15 protein-coding genes are annotated in these 17120 nt (G+C 64.9%); 7 read left to right on the top strand and 8 right to left on the bottom strand.

The window, feature by feature from the left end; genetic code table 11:
* The first annotated feature begins 23 nt into the window (after nt 1-23).
* Together ACTU6U_RS08745 and ACTU6U_RS08740 are read left to right on the top strand one after the other, a co-directional pair.
* Nucleotides 24-578 (top strand): HdeD family acid-resistance protein, encoded by a 555-nt coding sequence (locus ACTU6U_RS08745; protein WP_443468736.1) that lies wholly within the window; start codon nt 24-26, stop codon nt 576-578.
* 3 nt (nt 579-581) lie between these two features.
* A complete protein-coding gene (locus ACTU6U_RS08740) occupies nt 582-1376 on the top strand; it encodes a tyrosine-protein phosphatase (RefSeq protein WP_443468735.1) in 795 nt (264 codons plus the stop codon).
* Here ACTU6U_RS08740 and ACTU6U_RS08735 read toward each other — a convergent pair.
* The 6 genes from ACTU6U_RS08735 to ACTU6U_RS08710 all read right to left on the bottom strand — a co-directional run bounded on the left by ACTU6U_RS08735 (nt 1373) and on the right by ACTU6U_RS08710 (nt 8452).
* The gene (locus tag ACTU6U_RS08735) at nt 1373-2266 is read right to left on the bottom strand and encodes a DMT family transporter (RefSeq protein WP_443468734.1); all 894 of its coding nucleotides are present in this window, start codon (nt 2264-2266) and stop codon (nt 1373-1375) included. The two genes, ACTU6U_RS08740 and ACTU6U_RS08735, sit on opposite strands and share 4 nt — an antisense overlap.
* Nucleotides 2266-3846 carry a cation:proton antiporter gene (locus tag ACTU6U_RS08730; protein WP_443468733.1) on the bottom strand — a complete coding sequence of 527 codons (1581 nt, stop codon included), beginning with the start codon at nt 3844-3846 and terminating at the stop codon, nt 2266-2268. The genes ACTU6U_RS08735 and ACTU6U_RS08730 overlap by 1 nt, the downstream gene beginning before the upstream one ends.
* Nucleotides 3847-3848: 2 nt before the next feature.
* On the bottom strand, nt 3849-4955 hold the full coding sequence (locus ACTU6U_RS08725) for a hypothetical protein (protein WP_443468732.1): 1107 nt from the start codon (nt 4953-4955) through the stop codon (nt 3849-3851).
* A 16-nt stretch (nt 4956-4971) separates the two neighbouring features.
* The gene (locus ACTU6U_RS08720) at nt 4972-5664 is read right to left on the bottom strand and encodes a hypothetical protein (RefSeq protein WP_443468731.1); all 693 of its coding nucleotides are present in this window, start codon (nt 5662-5664) and stop codon (nt 4972-4974) included.
* 98 nt (nt 5665-5762) lie between these two features.
* Nucleotides 5763-7166: a glutamate decarboxylase gene (gene gad / locus ACTU6U_RS08715; RefSeq protein WP_443468863.1), complete on the bottom strand. Its 1404-nt coding sequence runs from the start codon at nt 7164-7166 to the stop codon at nt 5763-5765.
* A gap of 2 nt (nt 7167-7168) precedes the next feature.
* Nucleotides 7169-8452, bottom strand: coding sequence for a metal-dependent hydrolase family protein (locus ACTU6U_RS08710; RefSeq protein ID WP_443468730.1), 1284 nt, complete (start codon nt 8450-8452; stop codon nt 7169-7171).
* A 202-nt stretch (nt 8453-8654) separates the two neighbouring features.
* Between ACTU6U_RS08710 and ACTU6U_RS08705 the strand changes: the two genes are divergently transcribed.
* From ACTU6U_RS08705 to ACTU6U_RS08685, 5 genes are all read left to right on the top strand, one after another.
* Nucleotides 8655-8876 carry a LapA family protein gene (locus tag ACTU6U_RS08705; protein ID WP_443468729.1) on the top strand — a complete coding sequence of 74 codons (222 nt, stop codon included), beginning with the start codon at nt 8655-8657 and terminating at the stop codon, nt 8874-8876.
* 32 nt (nt 8877-8908) lie between these two features.
* Nucleotides 8909-10453 carry a helix-turn-helix transcriptional regulator gene (locus ACTU6U_RS08700; protein ID WP_443468728.1) on the top strand — a complete coding sequence of 515 codons (1545 nt, stop codon included), beginning with the start codon at nt 8909-8911 and terminating at the stop codon, nt 10451-10453.
* Nucleotides 10454-10459: 6 nt separating this feature from the next.
* Complete coding sequence (locus ACTU6U_RS08695) at nt 10460-11791, top strand: threonine/serine exporter family protein (protein WP_443468727.1); 1332 nt, start codon at nt 10460-10462, stop codon at nt 11789-11791.
* A 135-nt stretch (nt 11792-11926) separates the two neighbouring features.
* Nucleotides 11927-12952 carry a linear amide C-N hydrolase gene (locus ACTU6U_RS08690; RefSeq protein WP_443468726.1) on the top strand — a complete coding sequence of 342 codons (1026 nt, stop codon included), beginning with the start codon at nt 11927-11929 and terminating at the stop codon, nt 12950-12952.
* A gap of 32 nt (nt 12953-12984) precedes the next feature.
* Nucleotides 12985-13656 carry a GAP family protein gene (locus ACTU6U_RS08685; protein WP_443468725.1) on the top strand — a complete coding sequence of 224 codons (672 nt, stop codon included), beginning with the start codon at nt 12985-12987 and terminating at the stop codon, nt 13654-13656.
* A gap of 50 nt (nt 13657-13706) precedes the next feature.
* On the opposite strand, the gene ACTU6U_RS08680 is transcribed toward ACTU6U_RS08685, so the two are convergent.
* Both ACTU6U_RS08680 and ACTU6U_RS08675 read right to left on the bottom strand, forming a co-directional pair.
* The gene (locus ACTU6U_RS08680; protein ID WP_443468724.1) at nt 13707-15302 is read right to left on the bottom strand and encodes an isocitrate lyase; all 1596 of its coding nucleotides are present in this window, start codon (nt 15300-15302) and stop codon (nt 13707-13709) included.
* A 75-nt stretch (nt 15303-15377) separates the two neighbouring features.
* Entirely contained in the window at nt 15378-17120 is a 1743-nt protein-coding gene (locus tag ACTU6U_RS08675; protein ID WP_443468723.1) for a dipeptide ABC transporter ATP-binding protein, read from the bottom strand.

Here is a 17120-nt window from a genome sequence, read left to right as displayed (position 1 = left end):
TCTATTCAGAAGGAACCTGTGAGATGAACACCGAAAACTCCGCCGTCGGCTCTGCAACCAACGGCATCCGCACCGTGCTGGGCATCAGCGGCATCCTGGCGCTCATCGTCGGGATCCTCGTCCTCGTCTGGCCGGGGAAGACGGCCGTCGTCGTCGCGGCGATCATCGCGATCTACGCCATCGTCGTCGGACTCGTATACGGCAGCATGGGCATCTTCAGCAAGACGATGCGTACCTGGCCGCGGATCGGCCACATCGTTCTCGGACTCGTGTTCGTCGTCGCGGGAATCATCGCGTTCATGAACCTGACGCTCGCGACCGGGCTGCTGGCCGTGCTCGTGAGCGTCCTCGTCGGCATCATGTGGATCGTCGAGGGCATCGTGGCTCTTTCGACGCTGGGCGGCGCCGGGTCGAAAGTCTGGGCGATCCTCTTCGCGATCCTCAGCATCATCGCGGGAATCGTGCTGCTGTTCTCGCCGCTCTGGGGAGCGGCTGTGCTGTGGTGGCTGCTGGGGATCTCGCTCGTCGTCCTCGGAATCATCAACATCGTGCGCGCGTTCCGCGTCGGAAGGAGCTGAGACATGCCGAAGCTGCAAGTCGAGGGATGCTACAACTTCCGCGACACGGGCGGACTGCCGCTCCGTGACGGCGGAATGACCCGCCCTGGCATCCTGTACCGCTCCGACGCGCTGACGAATCTGACGCAGACGGGGCTCGACGAACTCGCACACACCGCCGTCGGCGTCATCGTCGACTTCCGCACTCCGCAAGAGCGGGAGGCAGGGCCCGATCGGGTTCCCGACTCGCGCCCTCTCCAGATGGTCGAGCTGCCTTTCCTCGAGGGTGCGATGGCAGATATGACGAAGCAGTTCATGGGCAGCTCCTCAGCCCCGCCCACCCCCGAGATGCTCAGCCAGGCGATGAGCAGCATCCCGCCACTGAGCGATCTCTACATCGGGATCCTGCAGCACGGCGCGTCAGAACTCGCACAGGTCGCCCGGCTCATCGCCGCCTCAAACGACACGACCCCCACAGCCGTGCTGGTGCACTGCACTGCGGGCAAAGACCGCACCGGCGTCGCCACCGCACTGATGCTCGAAGCGGCTGGTGTCGAGCGCAGCGCGGTCGTTGCCGACTACGCCAGCTCGCAGCAGAATCTCTCCGGCCCGTGGGCCGATGGGATGCTCCAGATGGTCTCCTCCATGGGTGTGCCTCTCACACCCGAACTCGAGACCCTGGTGACGGGCACCCCTCCCGAAGAGATCGAGAAGGCCCTCGACTGGGTGGACGCGCACGGAGGCGCCGCTGACTATCTGCGCTCTGGCGGCCTCACCGACGATGAGCTCGCTGGACTGCGCACGCGCTTCGCCGGCTAGCTGGGAACCGTCTCCTCGGCCTTCGCCAACGCGAAGACCCCGCCGACTGCCACAGCGCCGGCGGCGATGAAGGCGAGTACGGCCCAGATCGAGGCCCCGCTCGCCTCTCCCAGGATCGTGATGCCGAGCACCACGGCGATGGCGGGGTCGATCACCGTGAGTCCGGCGACGACGACCTCAGGGCGGCTTTCGGCGTGCGCCCGCTGCACGAAGTAGATCGAGAGCCCACCCGCGATTCCGATTCCGATCAGGCACCCGAGGGTCAGCAGATTCGCCGTGTCGAACTCGAGCGTCTGCGCCTTGATAATGGCCTGCACCCGCATGATCACGGTCTTTCCGAGCGTTGCCACGAACGCGGAGAACGTTCCGCCGAGGATGACCCAGACCAGCGAGGGCATCTTGCGACGACGCGCGAGAACCAGCGCAATACCGGTCAGCAGGAGCACGCTGGCGAGCACGATGAGGACCGCGATGAGCTGTGCGTTGGTGATCGCGCGCTGCGTGCTGACCAGAGCGGCGACCGTCACGAATACCGCAACGCCCAGCACGCACACGAGGATCGATCGCACCACACCTGGCGCGGGCTTCTTCTTCGTGACGATGAAGGTCAGCAGCACGGTGAACACCAGTGCGGTGACCCCGATCGGCTGGACCACCATCAGCGGCGCGAATGTGAGGCTGCCCATCTGCAGCAGGATCGACAGGCCGAGGACCACCGATCCGATCAACCAGATGCGATTGCTGACGAGCTGGAGGATCTTCGACCCGCGCTTGGGGTTCGTCGCCAGCTCGCGAACGCCGCGGCCCTGCCAGAGGTTGCCCACGGAGAGGGCAAGCGCAGAGCACAGCGCAAGTGCGATTCCCGCCAGAGGGAGCGAACCGATCTCCATTACTTCTTCTCACTTTCCAGGCGAAGCCTGACACTGATCTCGTACGCGTCGAGCTCATCGAGGACATACCGCAGCGCGCTCGTGGTGTGCCGACCCGAGCGGCCCAACTCATGCAGGCGCGTGCGCATCACGCCCAGCAGCTCCAGCTCTGCGGCGAGCGCTTGCTCAGGGTCAGTGCTCTCTGGGATCTCGCGCAGAGTACGAGCATCGCTGGCGGCGTGCGCGGCCTTCCGAAGCTCACGGTCGATGCTGCGGACTTCCTTGCGGGGTGGCCCGTCCGCACCGGGGCGACGCAAGCCCAGCATGCCGACAACGGCAGGCAGGGTCAGCCCCTGCAGCATGAGGCTGCCGGCTGCGACGACGAAGGCGATGAAGATGAGCAGATCGCGCTCGGGGGTGTTCTCCGGGAGGGTCTGGGCTGCGGCCAGTGTGACGGCGCCGCGCATCCCCGCCCAGATGATGATCGTGTTGTGTTTCCAGGTGAGCGGAGATGCGACGAAGTAGTCGAGATCCGCACGCTTCTTCCCGACCCGCCGCTCGCTCAGCTCCTTGTCTCCGTCGATCTGCTTTCGCGCCACCTTCTTCGCGTGCGATGACTGCAGCGAGAGCATCGGAATGACGTACAGGGCACGAATCACCATCAGTACGACGAACGCCAGCGCTGCGACCCCGACGCCCTTCAGCAGCCGCTCCCCCGCGTCGATGTTGCTCTGCACGATTCCGTAGAGTTCCAACCCCATCGTCAGGAAGATCGCGCCTTCAAGGAGGAATTCGATCGTTCGCCAGTTGAGCTTGTCCGATACGCGCTGCTCTGGCGTCAGCCAGCGGAGCGCACCCTGACCGCACACGAGCCCCGCCACCACCGCTGCGACGAGCCCCGATCCGCCGAGTGCCTCAGTGGGCAGGTAGGCGAGATAGGGAACGGTGAGACCGAGTGCGGTGTTGGCGGTCGCGCTGCTGGTCCACGCGCGCAAGCGCAGCGCCAGCATCCCGATCAGCGCTCCGACCAGGAGCGCTGCCAGCACGGACCATGCGAACGACGCGAGGGTCGTGAGGAAGGAGAAGCCGGTGGCGACCGCGACGAGTGCGGTGCGCAGCACGACGAGCGCTGTCGCATCGTTGAGCAGACTTTCGCCTTCGAGAACCGTGACGACGCGGCGCGGGGCTCCGAGCTTGCGCACGACCGACGTCGCGACGGCATCCGTCGGGCTCAGAATCGCACCCAGCGCGACCGCCAGCGGGAAGCCGATCTCGGGCATCACCCAGAAGATCACCAGGCCCACCACCAGCGAGCTGATGATCACCAGCAGCACGGAGAGACCGCCGATCGCCGACAGGTCCCTGCGGAATTCGATCGCGGGCGCCGACACCGCCGCCGAGTAGAGCAGCGGCGGCAGTACGCCCACCAGAATGATCTCCGGGGGGATCGAGATCGCGGAGACTGCGGGGATCAGACTGACCCCGAGACCGATCGCGACGAGAATCAGGGGCCCTGCAACACCGATCCACTTCGACAGCGCGTTGGCGAGGACGATGATCAGTACTCCGGCGATCACCGCGATCAGAAGCTCGGTCGACACGATCAGTTCCCCGGCAACGTCCGTCGAAGAGCAGCGGTGGCCTCCTGCGCTTTCGCGCGGACGCGGCGTGCCGAAGTCGATCCGCCGACGAACCACCCGGCCACCGCGATCACCAGCCCGAGAGCGAAGAAGGTCCATGCAGCCGTGCGGATGCCGCCGATCACCTGGCCATAGATGACTGCGAGCGCGTCCGGCGCTACGCCGAAGCCGGCGGCAGATCCGGAGACAATGCTCGCCCCCACCGCAAGGGCGATGCCCAGCAGGCCGCCGCCCACCGCCACGCCGATGCCGGAACCGAGAACGGCGAGGCCCCTGCGGCGTGCGACCGCGATCCCCAGCCCGAACAGCGCGAGGGTTACGACCGGCATCCATGCCCCGAACGCCGCGGCGATCGCGTACGTCGTGCGCATCGTGACGAGAGCTTGCCCGTCGCCGACGACGATGGAGCGCTCCACCGTCGGTATGAGAGCAGCCGCACCGATGCCGCGCTCGGCGAGCGTGTCTTTGACGTTGTCGATGAGCGGGCCGACCTCGATAGTCACTGCATCGGGAGTGAGTACGACGATGCCTCCACCGTCGGAGGTGGAAGCCAGTGTGAACGCGCGATGAGCACCGTGCAGACTGCTGCTCCAGACGACGGAGAAGGTCTCCGAGGCCACGATCTTCGTCACCGCGGACTCGACGAGATTGCGCATCCCCTCCGCCGCCGGCTGACGCAGCAGGTCCAGCGCCGTCGATGCGCGCGGCGGGAGGCCGAGCTCGCTGATACCGTCGAAGACGTCATCGGTGAGCTCACCGAAGTCGACTTTCGCATTCACTGCGGACATCGTCTCATCGACGATGAGCTCCTGCACGGCGGCCTCATCGATGAGCGGCGCGAACACGGCGACGAACGCATCCTCATCGACGAGCTGCACCCGCGCCCAGGCGCCCACGATGGACAGCGGAAGAAGAATGGATGCCAGGACGATGGCCACAGCAGAGGCGATGCCGCGCCATCGCCCACCGCTGATGACACGCCCGCCTGTGCCGGCACGCAGCTTCGCGTTCTCGGCCTCGAGCTCATCCACCCGGCGGGCGAGAGAGGCGGCGCTGGTCGAATCGGTCACGGCAGCCACACGGACATCACGAGTGCGACGTGAGGTCTGAGGCGGCGCGCTTGTGCCGGTCCCACGCGGGGAGCACGATGAGCGAGGTCAAGAAGAAGCAGATCGCACCGATGAATGTGCCGTAGTTCGCGATCGTCGAGTTGACGACATCTCCACCGGGAAGGATGAAGGCCCCCACTGCGGAGATGCCGAACGCGACGCAGCCGATGAAGTTGATCATCACCGACCACCATGCACGCTTGGTGACATCCCAGTGCCGGGCGGCGTGCGCATACGCGGTGAACGCGAGGGCGCCGCTCACGAGGAAGCCCACGGAGCCGCCGGCATCCGGATTCCAGACGTACCGCTCCTCGACCCTGGTCGTGTGGGCATACAGCGCGGCGGTCGTGCTGACGTTGAACATCAGCGTCCCGAAGGACTGCGTGGCAGCGGAGAGCCACTCGGCGCGGACCATCCTGCCGGGAGCGTACGAGACGGGAACCGAGATGGCCCCGCTGAGGAAGAGCTGGATGAGTCCGGCCGCGGTGAAGAACCACGCGCCGATGAAGCAGAGGAGGTTCGCGCCGGTGCTGCCGAGGATCTCGTTCAGGCCGGGGGTCGAACTGATCGCGAAGAAGGATGAGCCGATCATGAAGCCCCAGCACTGTTTGGTGACAGTGGGGACGAACGCACGGCGGAGCGGATGATGCGCAGTCGTTGCGGTGCTCAAGTGCTGAGCCTCCTTCTGTGTGGGGCCGACCAGGTCGACGTCACCGAATCAGGGCGGGGAGGGCATCCGATAGACGCCCTCCCCGCCCGCGGATCCGATCAGTGGTGGAAGTGCGAGCCCGACGTGGCTTCGCGCGGAAGCGGAGCCTGCAACGAGTCGAGGAACGCCACCTCACCCTTGATGTCAGCGAGCAGTGCGGTGGCCAGGTCGCGGCTGAGCCCGACCTTCACCACGATGCGCTGCAGAATGACATCTGACAGGTCGTTGGCCATCGGGTAGGCGGGGACGAGCCAGCCCTTCATCCGCAGACGGTCCGCGAGGTCGTACAGATCCCAGTTGGCGGTGTGTCCATCCTTGAGAACCCATGCGAACACCGGAATCGTATCGCCCTTGCTGACCAGCTCGAACGGGCCGATCTTCTCGATCTCAGAGGAGAGATAGGTCGCGACGTCGATCGAGTTCTGCTGGATCGCGCGGTAGCCCTCACGCCCCAGACGCAGGAACTGGTAGTACTGCAGCAGCACCTGAGCACCCGGACGGGAGAAGTTCAGCGCGAGGGTCGGCATGTCGCCGCCCAGGTAGCTGACGTGGAAAATCAGGCTCTCGGGCATGACTGCCTTGTTGCGCCAGACGACCCAGCCGACACCCGGGTAGACGAGGCCGTACTTGTGACCGGAGGTGCTGATGGAGTTCACGCGGTCGATGCGGAAGTCCCAGTTCAGGTCGGGCTGGCAGAACGGCGCGACCATCGCACCGGATGCGCCATCGACGTGGATCTTGACGTCAAGACCCGTGTTCGCCTGGATCTCGTCGAGCTTCTTGGCGATCGCTTCGACGGGCTCGTAGGCGCCGGTGAAGGTCTGGCCGAGGATCGCGACGACACCGATCGTGTTCTCGTCGACGTACTTCTCGAGCTCGAATCCGTCGAGCACCATGTGCTCGCGGGTCACCGGCACGTACCGTGCCTCGATGTCCCAGTAGTTGCAGAACTTCTCCCACACGACCTGAACCGCAGCCGACATGATGAGGTTCGGCTTGTCGGTCGACTTGCCCTCAGCCTTGCGCTTCTCCTGCCACAGGCGCTTGAGCGCGAGCCCGCCGAGCATACACGCTTCAGAGGAGCCGATGGTCGAGGTGCCGATGGTGTCGGACGTGTCCGGCACATTCCACAGCTCGGCGAGCATGCGCCAGCAGCGATCCTCGATCGCTGCTGTCGCCGGATACTCGTCCTTGTCGATCATGTTCTTGTCGGCGGCCTCGGCGTAGAGCTTCTTCGCCTCGTCATCCATCCAGGTGGTGACGAATGTGGCGAGGTTCAGCCGAGAGTTGCCATCGAGGATCGCCTCGTCGTGCACGATCTGGTAGGCGGTCTCGGGCAGGCTCGGCTGCTCCGGCATCGAGAACTTGCTGAACTCCGTCGCCTCGCCCGGCCGGACGAATACCGGGTTCAGGCTGAGGGTGGGGTCGATGTTCGTGCTCTGACGGGCCTTGCTGTTGTTGATAGTCACACTGTCTCCTTCACGATTTGGCCGTTTTTGATGATGAGTGGGAAGTTCATCTCCGGGTCCGCGATCACGGAGATGTCCGCGATCGGATCGCCGTCGACGAGGATCATGTCCGCCCATGCGCCTTCAGCGATGACGCCGAGTTTGCCACCCCGGTAGGTGTTGCGTTCACCCGCCATCTCGAACAGCTCGGCATTTCCGGACGTGAGCATCTTCAGCGCTTCCACGTTGGTGTAGAAGTCGCCCAGGCGCGCGGCCATGGTGCTCTGACGCGCCGCCGCTTTCGGTTCGAGCAGCAGGTCGGTGCCCCACGCGGTCTTCACGCCGTACTTCTGCGCCCATTCGTACACCTGCTCGGTGCCCTGGCAGATCTCGGAGTTCTTCGCGGCGCGCACCGGATCGGGGTAGTGATGATCGTCCTCGGCGAAGGGCTGCATCGAGAGCCAGATCTGCTTCTCCGCAATCAGACGCACCGTCGTCTCGTCGGCGAGATGACCGTGCTCGATGGACTTCACACCGGCGTCGATCGCTCGGGCGATCCCCCGCGGCGTGTACACGTGAGTCGCCACATACGTGCCGTAGTCCGACGCAGCCTGCACGGCCGCCCGGATCTCCTCCGGCGTGTACTGGAGCGTACTGAGCGGGTCGTACATGGAGGCTGCGCCACCGCCGAGCGTCAGCTTGATCTGGGTGGCTCCCATGCGCAGCTGCTCGCGTACCGCGGTGAGCACGCGCGGTACTCCGTCGGCGACCCTGGTGAAATGGACTTCTTCGCCACGACTGGGCCTGCCACCGAATTCTTCGGGAATGTCATAGACGAATGAGAAGTCAGCATGACCCGAAGTCTGCGAGATCATCGCCTGGCTCGGGAAGATTCGTGGTCCCTCGAAAACTCCCCGGTCGATCAGTGATTTCACCGGTGCCGTATCGCCGCCCATGTCGCGCACAGTCGTGAATCCGCGCATGAGCATGTTCTTCGCTTCAGCGATCGTGTTTCCGTAGAGAGCGCCGGTCGGACCCTGCAGAAAATCTGCCATGTCATTGGCGTTGCCCATCAGGTGAACATGGGCATCGCTCAGGCCCGGCATCAGGAACCGGCCTCTGCCGTCGATCTCCTTCACGCCGTTGGCATCACCGCCAGCGACAGGCGACGTCGAGACGCCGACAACGTATGGCCCTTCGACGAGCACATCGACGTTATCGGCCGTGCTGTCGGCGATGCCGTCGAAAAGCCGAACGTTTCGGATGATGATCCGATCCGGTCGCTGAGAGACCTGGGTCATACCGCGACCCTATGTCCCCCCTCACAGGGGCCACCGTGCAGGAGAGAAGAATTCCTCCGGCGCATCACCCGATACCACCCTCGTCGATCACCCGCTCTTCACCCGCCTACCCCCGAAAATCCAGTTCCGCGAGTTGACGGGCCGCGATTTGTTAGTAGAGTCCGAGGTATATCCGGGTCTTATCCGAATGAGGAGAGTCAGAATGACCGATCAGCAGAAGACGAATAGCGGAAAACTCATTATCGCTGTCATCGTCGCAATTGCCGCACTCGCGTTCGTCTTCTCGAATGTCGCCCCCGCAACTCTCCGCTTTCTTTTCATCGAATTCACGATGCCCGCCTGGGGCTGGTTCCTGGCGGTTCTCGTCGCCGGCGTCGTGATCGGGTCTCTGTTCCCCTGGTTCCGACCGCGCAAGAACAAATAGATCTCACGGAAGCGGCAGCGGGGGGCTGACGAATGAACTTTCATGACGCAGACAAAGCGATCGAAGAGCTGCGGCGCGCACTCGCATCACGTCGGCCTGAGACCATCGCCGAGGCTGCGGTACTCAACATCTGGCCGCTGTACAGCTGGCATAACGACGCACTCGTCTCCGCAGTGACATCGCTGCCGAGCTCGGTGCTCGAGCGACGACCGATCCTGAAGATCGTCCACCCCCTCACACCTGTGCTGGCGCGAACGAACCGCCCTTTCAAGCCCCTCGTGACAGCAGAAGCCGCGCGGGGAATGAGCGTCGCCGAGCTCGATATGACGACCCTCGTGCAGATGATCGGATTCCGTTTCAGCGGAGATGTCTCCGCCGCACTGATCTATGCCAAGCGTCTCGAAGACCGCCTGGACCAGACACGTCTCGAGTCCAGAGAGAGAACGGACGGACCACTCTGGTTCTACCATTTCAACATCGGCTCCACTCTGCTGGCAGCCGGTCATTTCACCCGCGCACTGCTGCAGTTCGCGACGGCGCGTCAGCTCGGACGCCTCTCGCCTCAGCCGGATGCCGAGCGGCTCACGCTGGGCCGGATCGCTCTCTCGCACGCGTTGCGCGGTTCTCTGACTGAGGCCGAGAATGCTCTCGACGAGCTCTCGGGTCTTCCCGAGGCCACACCGGTGCACACCGACGCCTGCGTCATGACGGTGCGAACCTCCGCCGCGCTCATCGCCGTCGATCAGATGAGCGATTCGGCGGACGATCTCCTTCCCACCCTCGATGCCTATGACAGCATCCTGCTGACGTGGTCGGGTGCGCTCCTTGCGCGCACCCGATGGCTGATCGCATCGCACCGCGCAGACGAAGCCCTCGAGGCGATCCGACTGACGCGGGATGCGCACCCTGTGCAGCACGGGGCATTCGCGAACGACGTGATCAATTCGGCATCCATCGAAGCATTCGCCGACTTGGGCGAGACGACATCAGCCCGTCAGATCGCCGAGGTCCATGGCGAATGCGGGCCCCTGACGCGGCTCGCCGTCATCCGGCTCGACCTCGTCGAGTCGCGCTTGGATGCCGCGGCCAAGGGAATCGTCCGTCTTCGCCGCGAGGAGGATCTGTCGCCCGGTCATCGATCTGAGCTCGTGCTCCTGTCGGCATGGCTCGAGATGCAGCGCACCGACACGCTGGACGCCGAAACGGCGCGGCAGGTCTGGCGACTCGCGTCGAGAAGTGAGAACCGCCGGATACTCGCCGGGGTGCCGGGCACCCTCATCGATCTCGTACGTCCGCAGCTCTCGGCGGAAGACTCCGTGATCCTCGAAGCAGGAGTGTCCGGGTTGTCACATGTTGAGACCCAGCCCCGCCCGAAGCTGACGCATGGCGAGCTTCGCGTGCTCAACGCACTGGCCTCTCACGGCACGACTGCGAAGATCGCCATGAACTTCCACGTCTCCCCGAACACGATCAAATCGCAATTGAAGTCGATGTACCGCAAGCTCGGATGCTCGACCCGCGAGGAAGCGATCCTGATCGCCGCACGCAGTCACCTCCTGACCACCGAACTCATCTGATCGCCGATGAACCGGCGCAGGGACCGTGAGCAGGTGCGGTTCATCGATCGTGCCAAGAACGCACTGAAGGCGGTCCGGGCACGTCCCGAAGCGGGTGCGCCGCCTGAAGAGGACACCGATCTCACCGCGATGATCGGTCAGATCGGCACGACGCTCCTGGCCTCGTCCCAAGCGACCAGCGATGTCGAAGACACGCTCAATCGGATCGCCGGAAGCTATGGCCGGCCCGACCTACGCATCTTCGTCTTGCCCACTCTGGTGATCGTCGAGGATACGCGTGCAGCGCCGGTGAAAACCGAGATCTTTCCCGCAGATCAGGCTGCACTCCGCCTGGACCAATCCGATGAGGTCGAACGACTCGTGCGTCGCGTCGCGAGCGATCAGACCGATCCCGCCTCGGTCATCGCGACGATCTCCGAGGTGCGTTCTCGGGCTCCGCGGTTCGGACTGTTCCTCAGCATCCTGGGTCACACCTTGCTCACCGTCGGGTTCGGTCTGGTGCTGAATCCCACCGTCACGGCGCTGCCGGTGTACCTGGTGCTGGGTGTGATCGTCGGTGCGATCGTCGTCTTCGGCAATCGCTCCCCGACGCTCTCACTCATCCTTCCCGTGCTCACCGCTTTCGCCGTGACGCTGCTCATCTCCCTCCTGGTCCGCCCTCTGGTGCACGATGACGTCCTGAGGCTGGTCGCCCCCGCGCTCGTCACCTTCCTGCCAGGGCTCACCCTGACGATCGCCGCCGTCGAACTGACCTCCGGACAGATGATGGCCGGGGCGAGCCGACTCGTGTACGGGATCGCTCGGCTGGGGCTGCTGACCTTCGGGGTCTACGCCGGTCTCTCCGTCGCAGGTAATCCGCCCTCGCCGACCGGCGCGGGCGAGCAGCTCGGGACCTGGGCGCCGTGGGTGGGGATCGTGCTGGTCAGCATCGGTTACTACTTCTTCTCCGCCGCTCCCCGCGGGTCTCTGATCTGGATCCTCTACGCACTCGTCGTCGCGTACGCCGCGCAATTGCTCGGCAACGTCATGCTCGGCGCAGAGCTCTCCGGCCTCGTCGGTGCGCTGATCGTCATTCCCGCCGCATATCTGGCCGCACGGCTGAAGGCGGCACCGTCGGCCGCCATCATGCTCACCTGCGCGTACTGGCTGCTCGTCCCTGGCGCCATGGGGTTCATCGGGCTCAGTGAGGCCGCCGCCGGGACGAGCGGTGCGACCACCGCCATCCTGCGGACGGCGGGCTCACTCATCGCGATCGCGATCGGCATGATGCTCGGTGCCGCGTTCAGTCGCGACGTCACCGCGGTTGCGCGCGGCTGGCGCCTGGGCCGGAAGGCCTGATGACGCGCGGGTGATCTCACGGGTGATGTGCGCGCGTTCCCGGGATCGGAGCGCCGCCAGTGGGATAAGAATGACTCACAGCCATCTGTGGCGAGGCGGCAGCCCGTCCACGAGACGCCATGGAGGTAACGACGTATGTGCACTCGAGTGCTCTGGCCGGACGCGAACGGAGCGGTCCTGGTCGGCCGGAATATGGACTACCACCGGGATCTGGGAACGAACCTGTGGAAGCTGCCGCGCGGCGCCGTGCGCGATGACGGTGTGCACGGTGCGCTGTCGTGGACGTCGAAGTACGGCAGTGTCGTCGCCGCGGCTTTCGACATGATCTCCGTGGATGGCATGAACGAGGCTGGCCTCGCCGGACACGTGCTGTGGCTGGCTGAGTCGATCTACGGCGAGCACGACCCCGAGCGCCCCGCCCTCAGCCAGGCGATCTGGCTGCAGTACTTCCTCGACAACTACGCGACCGTCGCCGAGGCTGTGGAGTGGATGGAGAGCACGGGCGCTCAGGTCGTTCAGCTCATAGACCCCGCCAGCGGCGAGGTACCGGCGATTCACCTCGCACTCAACGACGCCACGGGCGACTCAGCGATCATCGAGTACATCGATGGTGCGCTGGAGATCCACCACAGTCCGGAATTCCGCATCATGACGAACTCGCCGAAGTTCGACGAGCAGCTCGAGCTGCTCGCCCGGTTCGATGGCTTCGGCGGAGATGCGCCCGTGCCGGGCACGACGAATGCTCCCGATCGCTTCGCCCGTGCGGCCTATTACGTCCAGCGTCTTCCTCAGCCGGCATCCAAGCTCGAGGCGATCGCGTCGATGTTCAGTGTCATCCGCAACGCCGCCCAGCCGTTCCGGATTCCGGACCCGGGTAAGCCCGATGCCTCGCAGACGATCTGGCAGGTCGTGGCCGACCAGACCAACCTGCGCTACATCTTCGAGTCCACGACCAGGCCCAACATCGTCTGGGTGGACTTCGCAGACCTGGACTTCAGCGAGGGCATGCCCGAGGCCGTGCTCGACCTGGGCAGCAAGCTCGCCCTCGAAGGCGGACTGGCCGGCAATGTGAGCGACCACTTCGAGGCGGGACGCACGCTGGACTTCCTCACGCTGGCACTGGTTCAGAAGGCTGCGGCCGCGAAGGCCGCCAGCGCCTGATTCCCGTCTCGTCCAGTGAAAGCCTGACCACCATGCTGCATCTGCTCGCTGATCTTCTGACGATCGGAATCGGTATCGCGATCAGTCCGCTCGCGATCGTCGCCGTCATTCTGATGGCGACGTCGGGAAAGGGCCGCACCAACGGTACGGCGTTCGTTTTGGGCTGTTACGCGTTCGCCGTCGTATTCGTCGGCCTGTGCGTGCTCCTCGGACGCTCGACCGGCACGGAGGACACTGGCTCTGACGCGAACCTGACGGTGGACATCGTCGAGATCGTGCTGGGTGTGGTGCTGCTCGTGCTGGCGGTGCTGCAGTGGCGCAATCGGAACCACACCGGCACCCCCAAGTGGATGAGCGCCGTGGACGGGTTGTCGATCTGGCAGGCGTTCCTCGCGGGCGTGCTGATCTCGGGGCCGCTCTCGCCCAAAGACCTTCCGCTGCTGATCGCGGCAGGCGGCCGCGTCTCGCAGTCGAGGCTCCCGGCGCAAGAGATCATGATCGTGATCCTGATCTTCGCATTCATCGGCGTGCTCGGGGTGCTGATCCCCTGGCTGATCAGCGTGATCTCGCCCAGCAAGGTGGAGGCCCGCCTCAGCGGCGTACGGGACTGGCTGGTGGCCAACCACGCCGTGATCATGATGATCCTCTTCGTGATCCTCGGTGCGAAGCTCATCAGCTCCGGCATCGCAGATCTCGCGTACTGACATGCATCGAACGGGCCCGGCGTCACCTGGGCCCGTTCGCGTGGGCTCGCCTAGTTGAACTGATTCATCGTGTTGTCCTTGCCGCCTGCCTTCAGCGCAGCATCCCCTGCGAAGTACTCCTTGTGATTGTCTCCGATGTCGCTGCCGGCCATGTTCTGGTGCTTGACCGTGGCGATTCCCTCGCGGATCTCGCGGCGCTGCACGCCCTTCACGTAGGCGAGCATGCCCTCTTCGGCGAAGTACCCCTTGGCCAGATCATCCGTCGACAGCGCCGCCGTGTGATACGTGGGCAGAGTGATGAGGTGATGGAAGATGCCGGCACGCGCCGAGCCATCCCGCTGGAAGGTGCGGATCATCTCGTCGGCGACCTGAGCGAGCTCGGTGTCGTCGTACTCGACGCTCATGAGGGCGCTCCGGTCGTACGCCGAGACGTCACGGCCCTGTTCGGCGAAGCGGTCGTACGCCTGCTGGCGGAAGTTGAGCGTCCAGTTGAACGACGGGCTGTTGTTGTAGACGAGCTTCGCGTTCGGGATGACCTCGCGCACCCTGTCCATCATTCCGGCGATCTGCTCGACGTGCGGCTTCTCGGTCTCGATCCAGAGCAGATCGGCGCCGTTCTGCAGCGACGTGATGCTGTCGAGCACGCAGCGCTCCTCACCGGTCCCTGCGCGGAAGCGGTACAGGTTGCTCGCAAGTCGCTTCGGACGCAGCAGCTTGCCGTCCCTCTTGATGACGACATCGCCGTTTCCCAGGTCATCTTCCGAGATCTCTTCGACATCGAGGAAGGAGTTGTACTGGTCGCCGAGGTCGCCAGGGGTGCTGGTGACGGCGATCTTCTGAGTGAGGCCTGCGCCGAGGGAGTCGGTGCGCGAGACGATCACACCGTTGTCGATGCCGAGCTCGAGGAAGGCGTAGCGGACGGCGTTGAGCTTGGCGATGAAATCCTCGTGCGGAACGGTGACCTTGCCGTCCTGGTGGCCGCACTGCTTCTCGTCGGAGACCTGGTTCTCGATCTGGATGGCGCAGGCGCCGGCCTCGATCATCTTCTTGGCGAGCAGGTAGGTGGCCTCAGGGTTTCCGAAGCCCGCATCGATATCGGCGATGATCGGCACGACGTGCGTCTCGAAGCTGTCGATCTGCGACTGGATGAACTCGACAGCGGTGTCGTCGCCGGCGGCACGCGCGTCATCGAGCTGCGTGAACAGCAGGTCGAGCTCGCGCGCGTCAGCCTGGCGGAGGAACGTGTAGAGCTCTTCGATGAGCGCAGGCACCGACGTCTTCTCGTGCATCGACTGGTCCGGCAGCGGCCCGAACCCAGAGCGGAGGGCCGCGACCATCCAGCCCGACAGGTACAGGTAGCGCTTGTTCGTGGTCTTCAGGTGCTTCTTGATCGAGATGAGCTTCTGCTGACCGATGAAGCCGTGCCAGACACCGAGCGACTGGGTGTAGGCCGACGAATCGGCGTCGTACTCCCCCATGTCGTGGCGCATGATGTCGGCGGTGTACTGGGCGATCTCCAAGCCGGTCTTGAAGCGGTTCTGCGCGCGCATCCGGCCAACCGACTCGGGGTTGATCGCATCCCAACTGGACCCTGCTTCTTCCTTCAGTGCCCGGATGGCGTCGATGTCGTCTTGGTAGGCGGTCATGATGTGTCCTTTGCTGTGGTGACGGTTCAGCGATACCTCCACTCTCAGGCAAGAACAAGCGCCCATCTGGCGGAATCAATGCAGAAAATTTTCGTTTCTTCTATGAACCAGAAGGGTCGGTGAGCCCGAAGCATCCAGCGTCGCGAGAGAGGCGACCAATTCCCTCGTGTACGGATGCTCGGGAGCGTAGAAGATCTGATCCGATTCGCCCTCTTCGACGACGATGCCGTCCTTCATCACCAGCACCCGATCACTCAAGTGATGGATGACTCCGAGATCGTGTGAGATGAAGAGGTAGCTGAGGCCGTACTCGCGTTGCAGATCAGCCAGCAGATCGAGGATCTGTGCCTGCACCGAGACGTCGAGCGCCGACACCGCCTCGTCGAGGACGAGGACCTCAGGAGAAGTCGCCAGTGCCCGTGCGATCGCCACGCGCTGACGCTGTCCGCCCGATAGCCGCAGAGGGAATCTGTCGGCGACGTCTGCAGGAAGAGCCACCTGCGCGAGCAGATCCCGCACGCGCTGGGTCTTCTGTGCACGGTTCAGCCCGGCATCAGCGGGGATCGCGTCGAGCAGGATCCGCTGCACGTTCCACCGCGGATCGAACGAGCTCAACGGGTCTTGATAGACGACGCCGATGTGCGGGCGCAGCCCGCGGCGCCGCGACTCGGAGACCGCCGACCAGGGCTGGCCGAGGAGAGTCACGTCGCCGGCATCCGCCGTCTCGAGCGCGAGCGCGATGCGCGCTGTCGTGCTCTTTCCCGATCCCGACTCCCCCACGATCCCGAGGGTCTCCCCTCGGTGCAGAGTGAACGAGACATGATCGACCGCCTGCGTGAGCCGACCATCCGGGGTGACGAAGTTCTTCACGAGGTCGCGAGCTTCCAGAACCGGCTCCCCGCGCTCTCCGGTATGGGCGCGCGTGAGGTGCAGGTTCGGCACCTCACGCGCCTGCGGAGCCAGACGCTCCCCGCGGGTGTGCCCGCCGGGGACCGCATCGATGAGGCTCTGCGTGTACGGATGCTGGGGACCTGCGAGCACGCTCGCCGCCTCACCCTGCTCGACCACTTCTCCCCCGCGCATCACGATGATGTCGTCGGCAAGGCTTGCGACCACAGACAGGTCATGGCTGATGAGAATGATCGAGGTGCCGCGCGTCCTGGCATCCTGCAGCAGCGAGAGCACCTGCGCCTGCACGGTGACATCGAGCGCCGTGGTGGGCTCGTCCGCGATGATGATCTCGGGATCCATCGCAAGAGCAGAGGCGATCAGCGCGCGCTGCCGGAGCCCCCCGGAGAGCTCGCCCGCCCGCTGCCTGGCCCGCAGCTTCGGCCATGGCACATCGACGCTCGCGAGCAGCTCGATCACCTTGCGCTCACGCGCCGCGCGATCCTTCCACCCGTGCAGCCGCAGAGCCTCGCCGATCTCCGCGCCCACCGGGCGCAGGGGGTCGAGGGAGACGAGTGCGTCCTGCTGGACGAAGCCGATCCGCCGGCCTCGGATGCTGCGCCAGTCCCGGTCGGTCTGCGTGGTGAGGTCGATGCTCTCCGCAGAATCGTCGCCGCCCAGTGCAATCGCGCCATCCACCACGGCACCCGCGCCAGTGAGGCCGACAAGAGTGCGCGCGGTGACGCTCTTGCCCGACCCGGATTCGCCGACGATCGCGACGCAGCGCCCAGGCGCGAGGTCGAAGGAGACCCCGTGCACGGCCTGTCGCGTCCGGCCGCCTGCGGCGAACCCCACGCGCAGATCGCGGATGCTGAGCCGCGGAGTCTGCGCCTGGGTGCTGGGCCTGGTCAAGGCCAGTTGCGTGGTCAT

The sequence above is a fragment of the Microbacterium zouquanmingi genome, assembly GCF_052266695.1.
Taxonomy (GTDB): domain Bacteria; phylum Actinomycetota; class Actinomycetes; order Actinomycetales; family Microbacteriaceae; genus Microbacterium.
Note: the sequence above shows the minus strand (reverse complement) of the source record. Positions and strands in the feature narration are given on the sequence as shown.

Excerpts from the sequence above, each read along its gene's own strand:
- ACTU6U_RS08745 (WP_443468736.1), top strand. The coding sequence starts at position 24 with ATGAACACCGAAAACTCCGCCGTCGGCTCTGCAACCAACGGCATCCGC.
- ACTU6U_RS08740 (WP_443468735.1), top strand. The coding sequence starts at position 582 with ATGCCGAAGCTGCAAGTCGAGGGATGCTACAACTTCCGCGACACGGGC.
- ACTU6U_RS08735 (WP_443468734.1), bottom strand. The coding sequence starts at position 2,266 with ATGGAGATCGGTTCGCTCCCTCTGGCGGGAATCGCACTTGCGCTGTGC.
- ACTU6U_RS08710 (WP_443468730.1), bottom strand. The coding sequence starts at position 8,452 with ATGACCCAGGTCTCTCAGCGACCGGATCGGATCATCATCCGAAACGTT.
- ACTU6U_RS08705 (WP_443468729.1), top strand. The coding sequence starts at position 8,655 with ATGACCGATCAGCAGAAGACGAATAGCGGAAAACTCATTATCGCTGTC.
- ACTU6U_RS08700 (WP_443468728.1), top strand. The coding sequence starts at position 8,909 with ATGAACTTTCATGACGCAGACAAAGCGATCGAAGAGCTGCGGCGCGCA.
- ACTU6U_RS08695 (WP_443468727.1), top strand. The coding sequence starts at position 10,460 with ATGAACCGGCGCAGGGACCGTGAGCAGGTGCGGTTCATCGATCGTGCC.
- ACTU6U_RS08690 (WP_443468726.1), top strand. The coding sequence starts at position 11,927 with ATGTGCACTCGAGTGCTCTGGCCGGACGCGAACGGAGCGGTCCTGGTC.
- ACTU6U_RS08685 (WP_443468725.1), top strand. The coding sequence starts at position 12,985 with ATGCTGCATCTGCTCGCTGATCTTCTGACGATCGGAATCGGTATCGCG.
- ACTU6U_RS08680 (WP_443468724.1), bottom strand. The coding sequence starts at position 15,302 with ATGACCGCCTACCAAGACGACATCGACGCCATCCGGGCACTGAAGGAA.
- ACTU6U_RS08675 (WP_443468723.1), bottom strand. The coding sequence starts at position 17,120 with ATGACCACGCAACTGGCCTTGACCAGGCCCAGCACCCAGGCGCAGACT.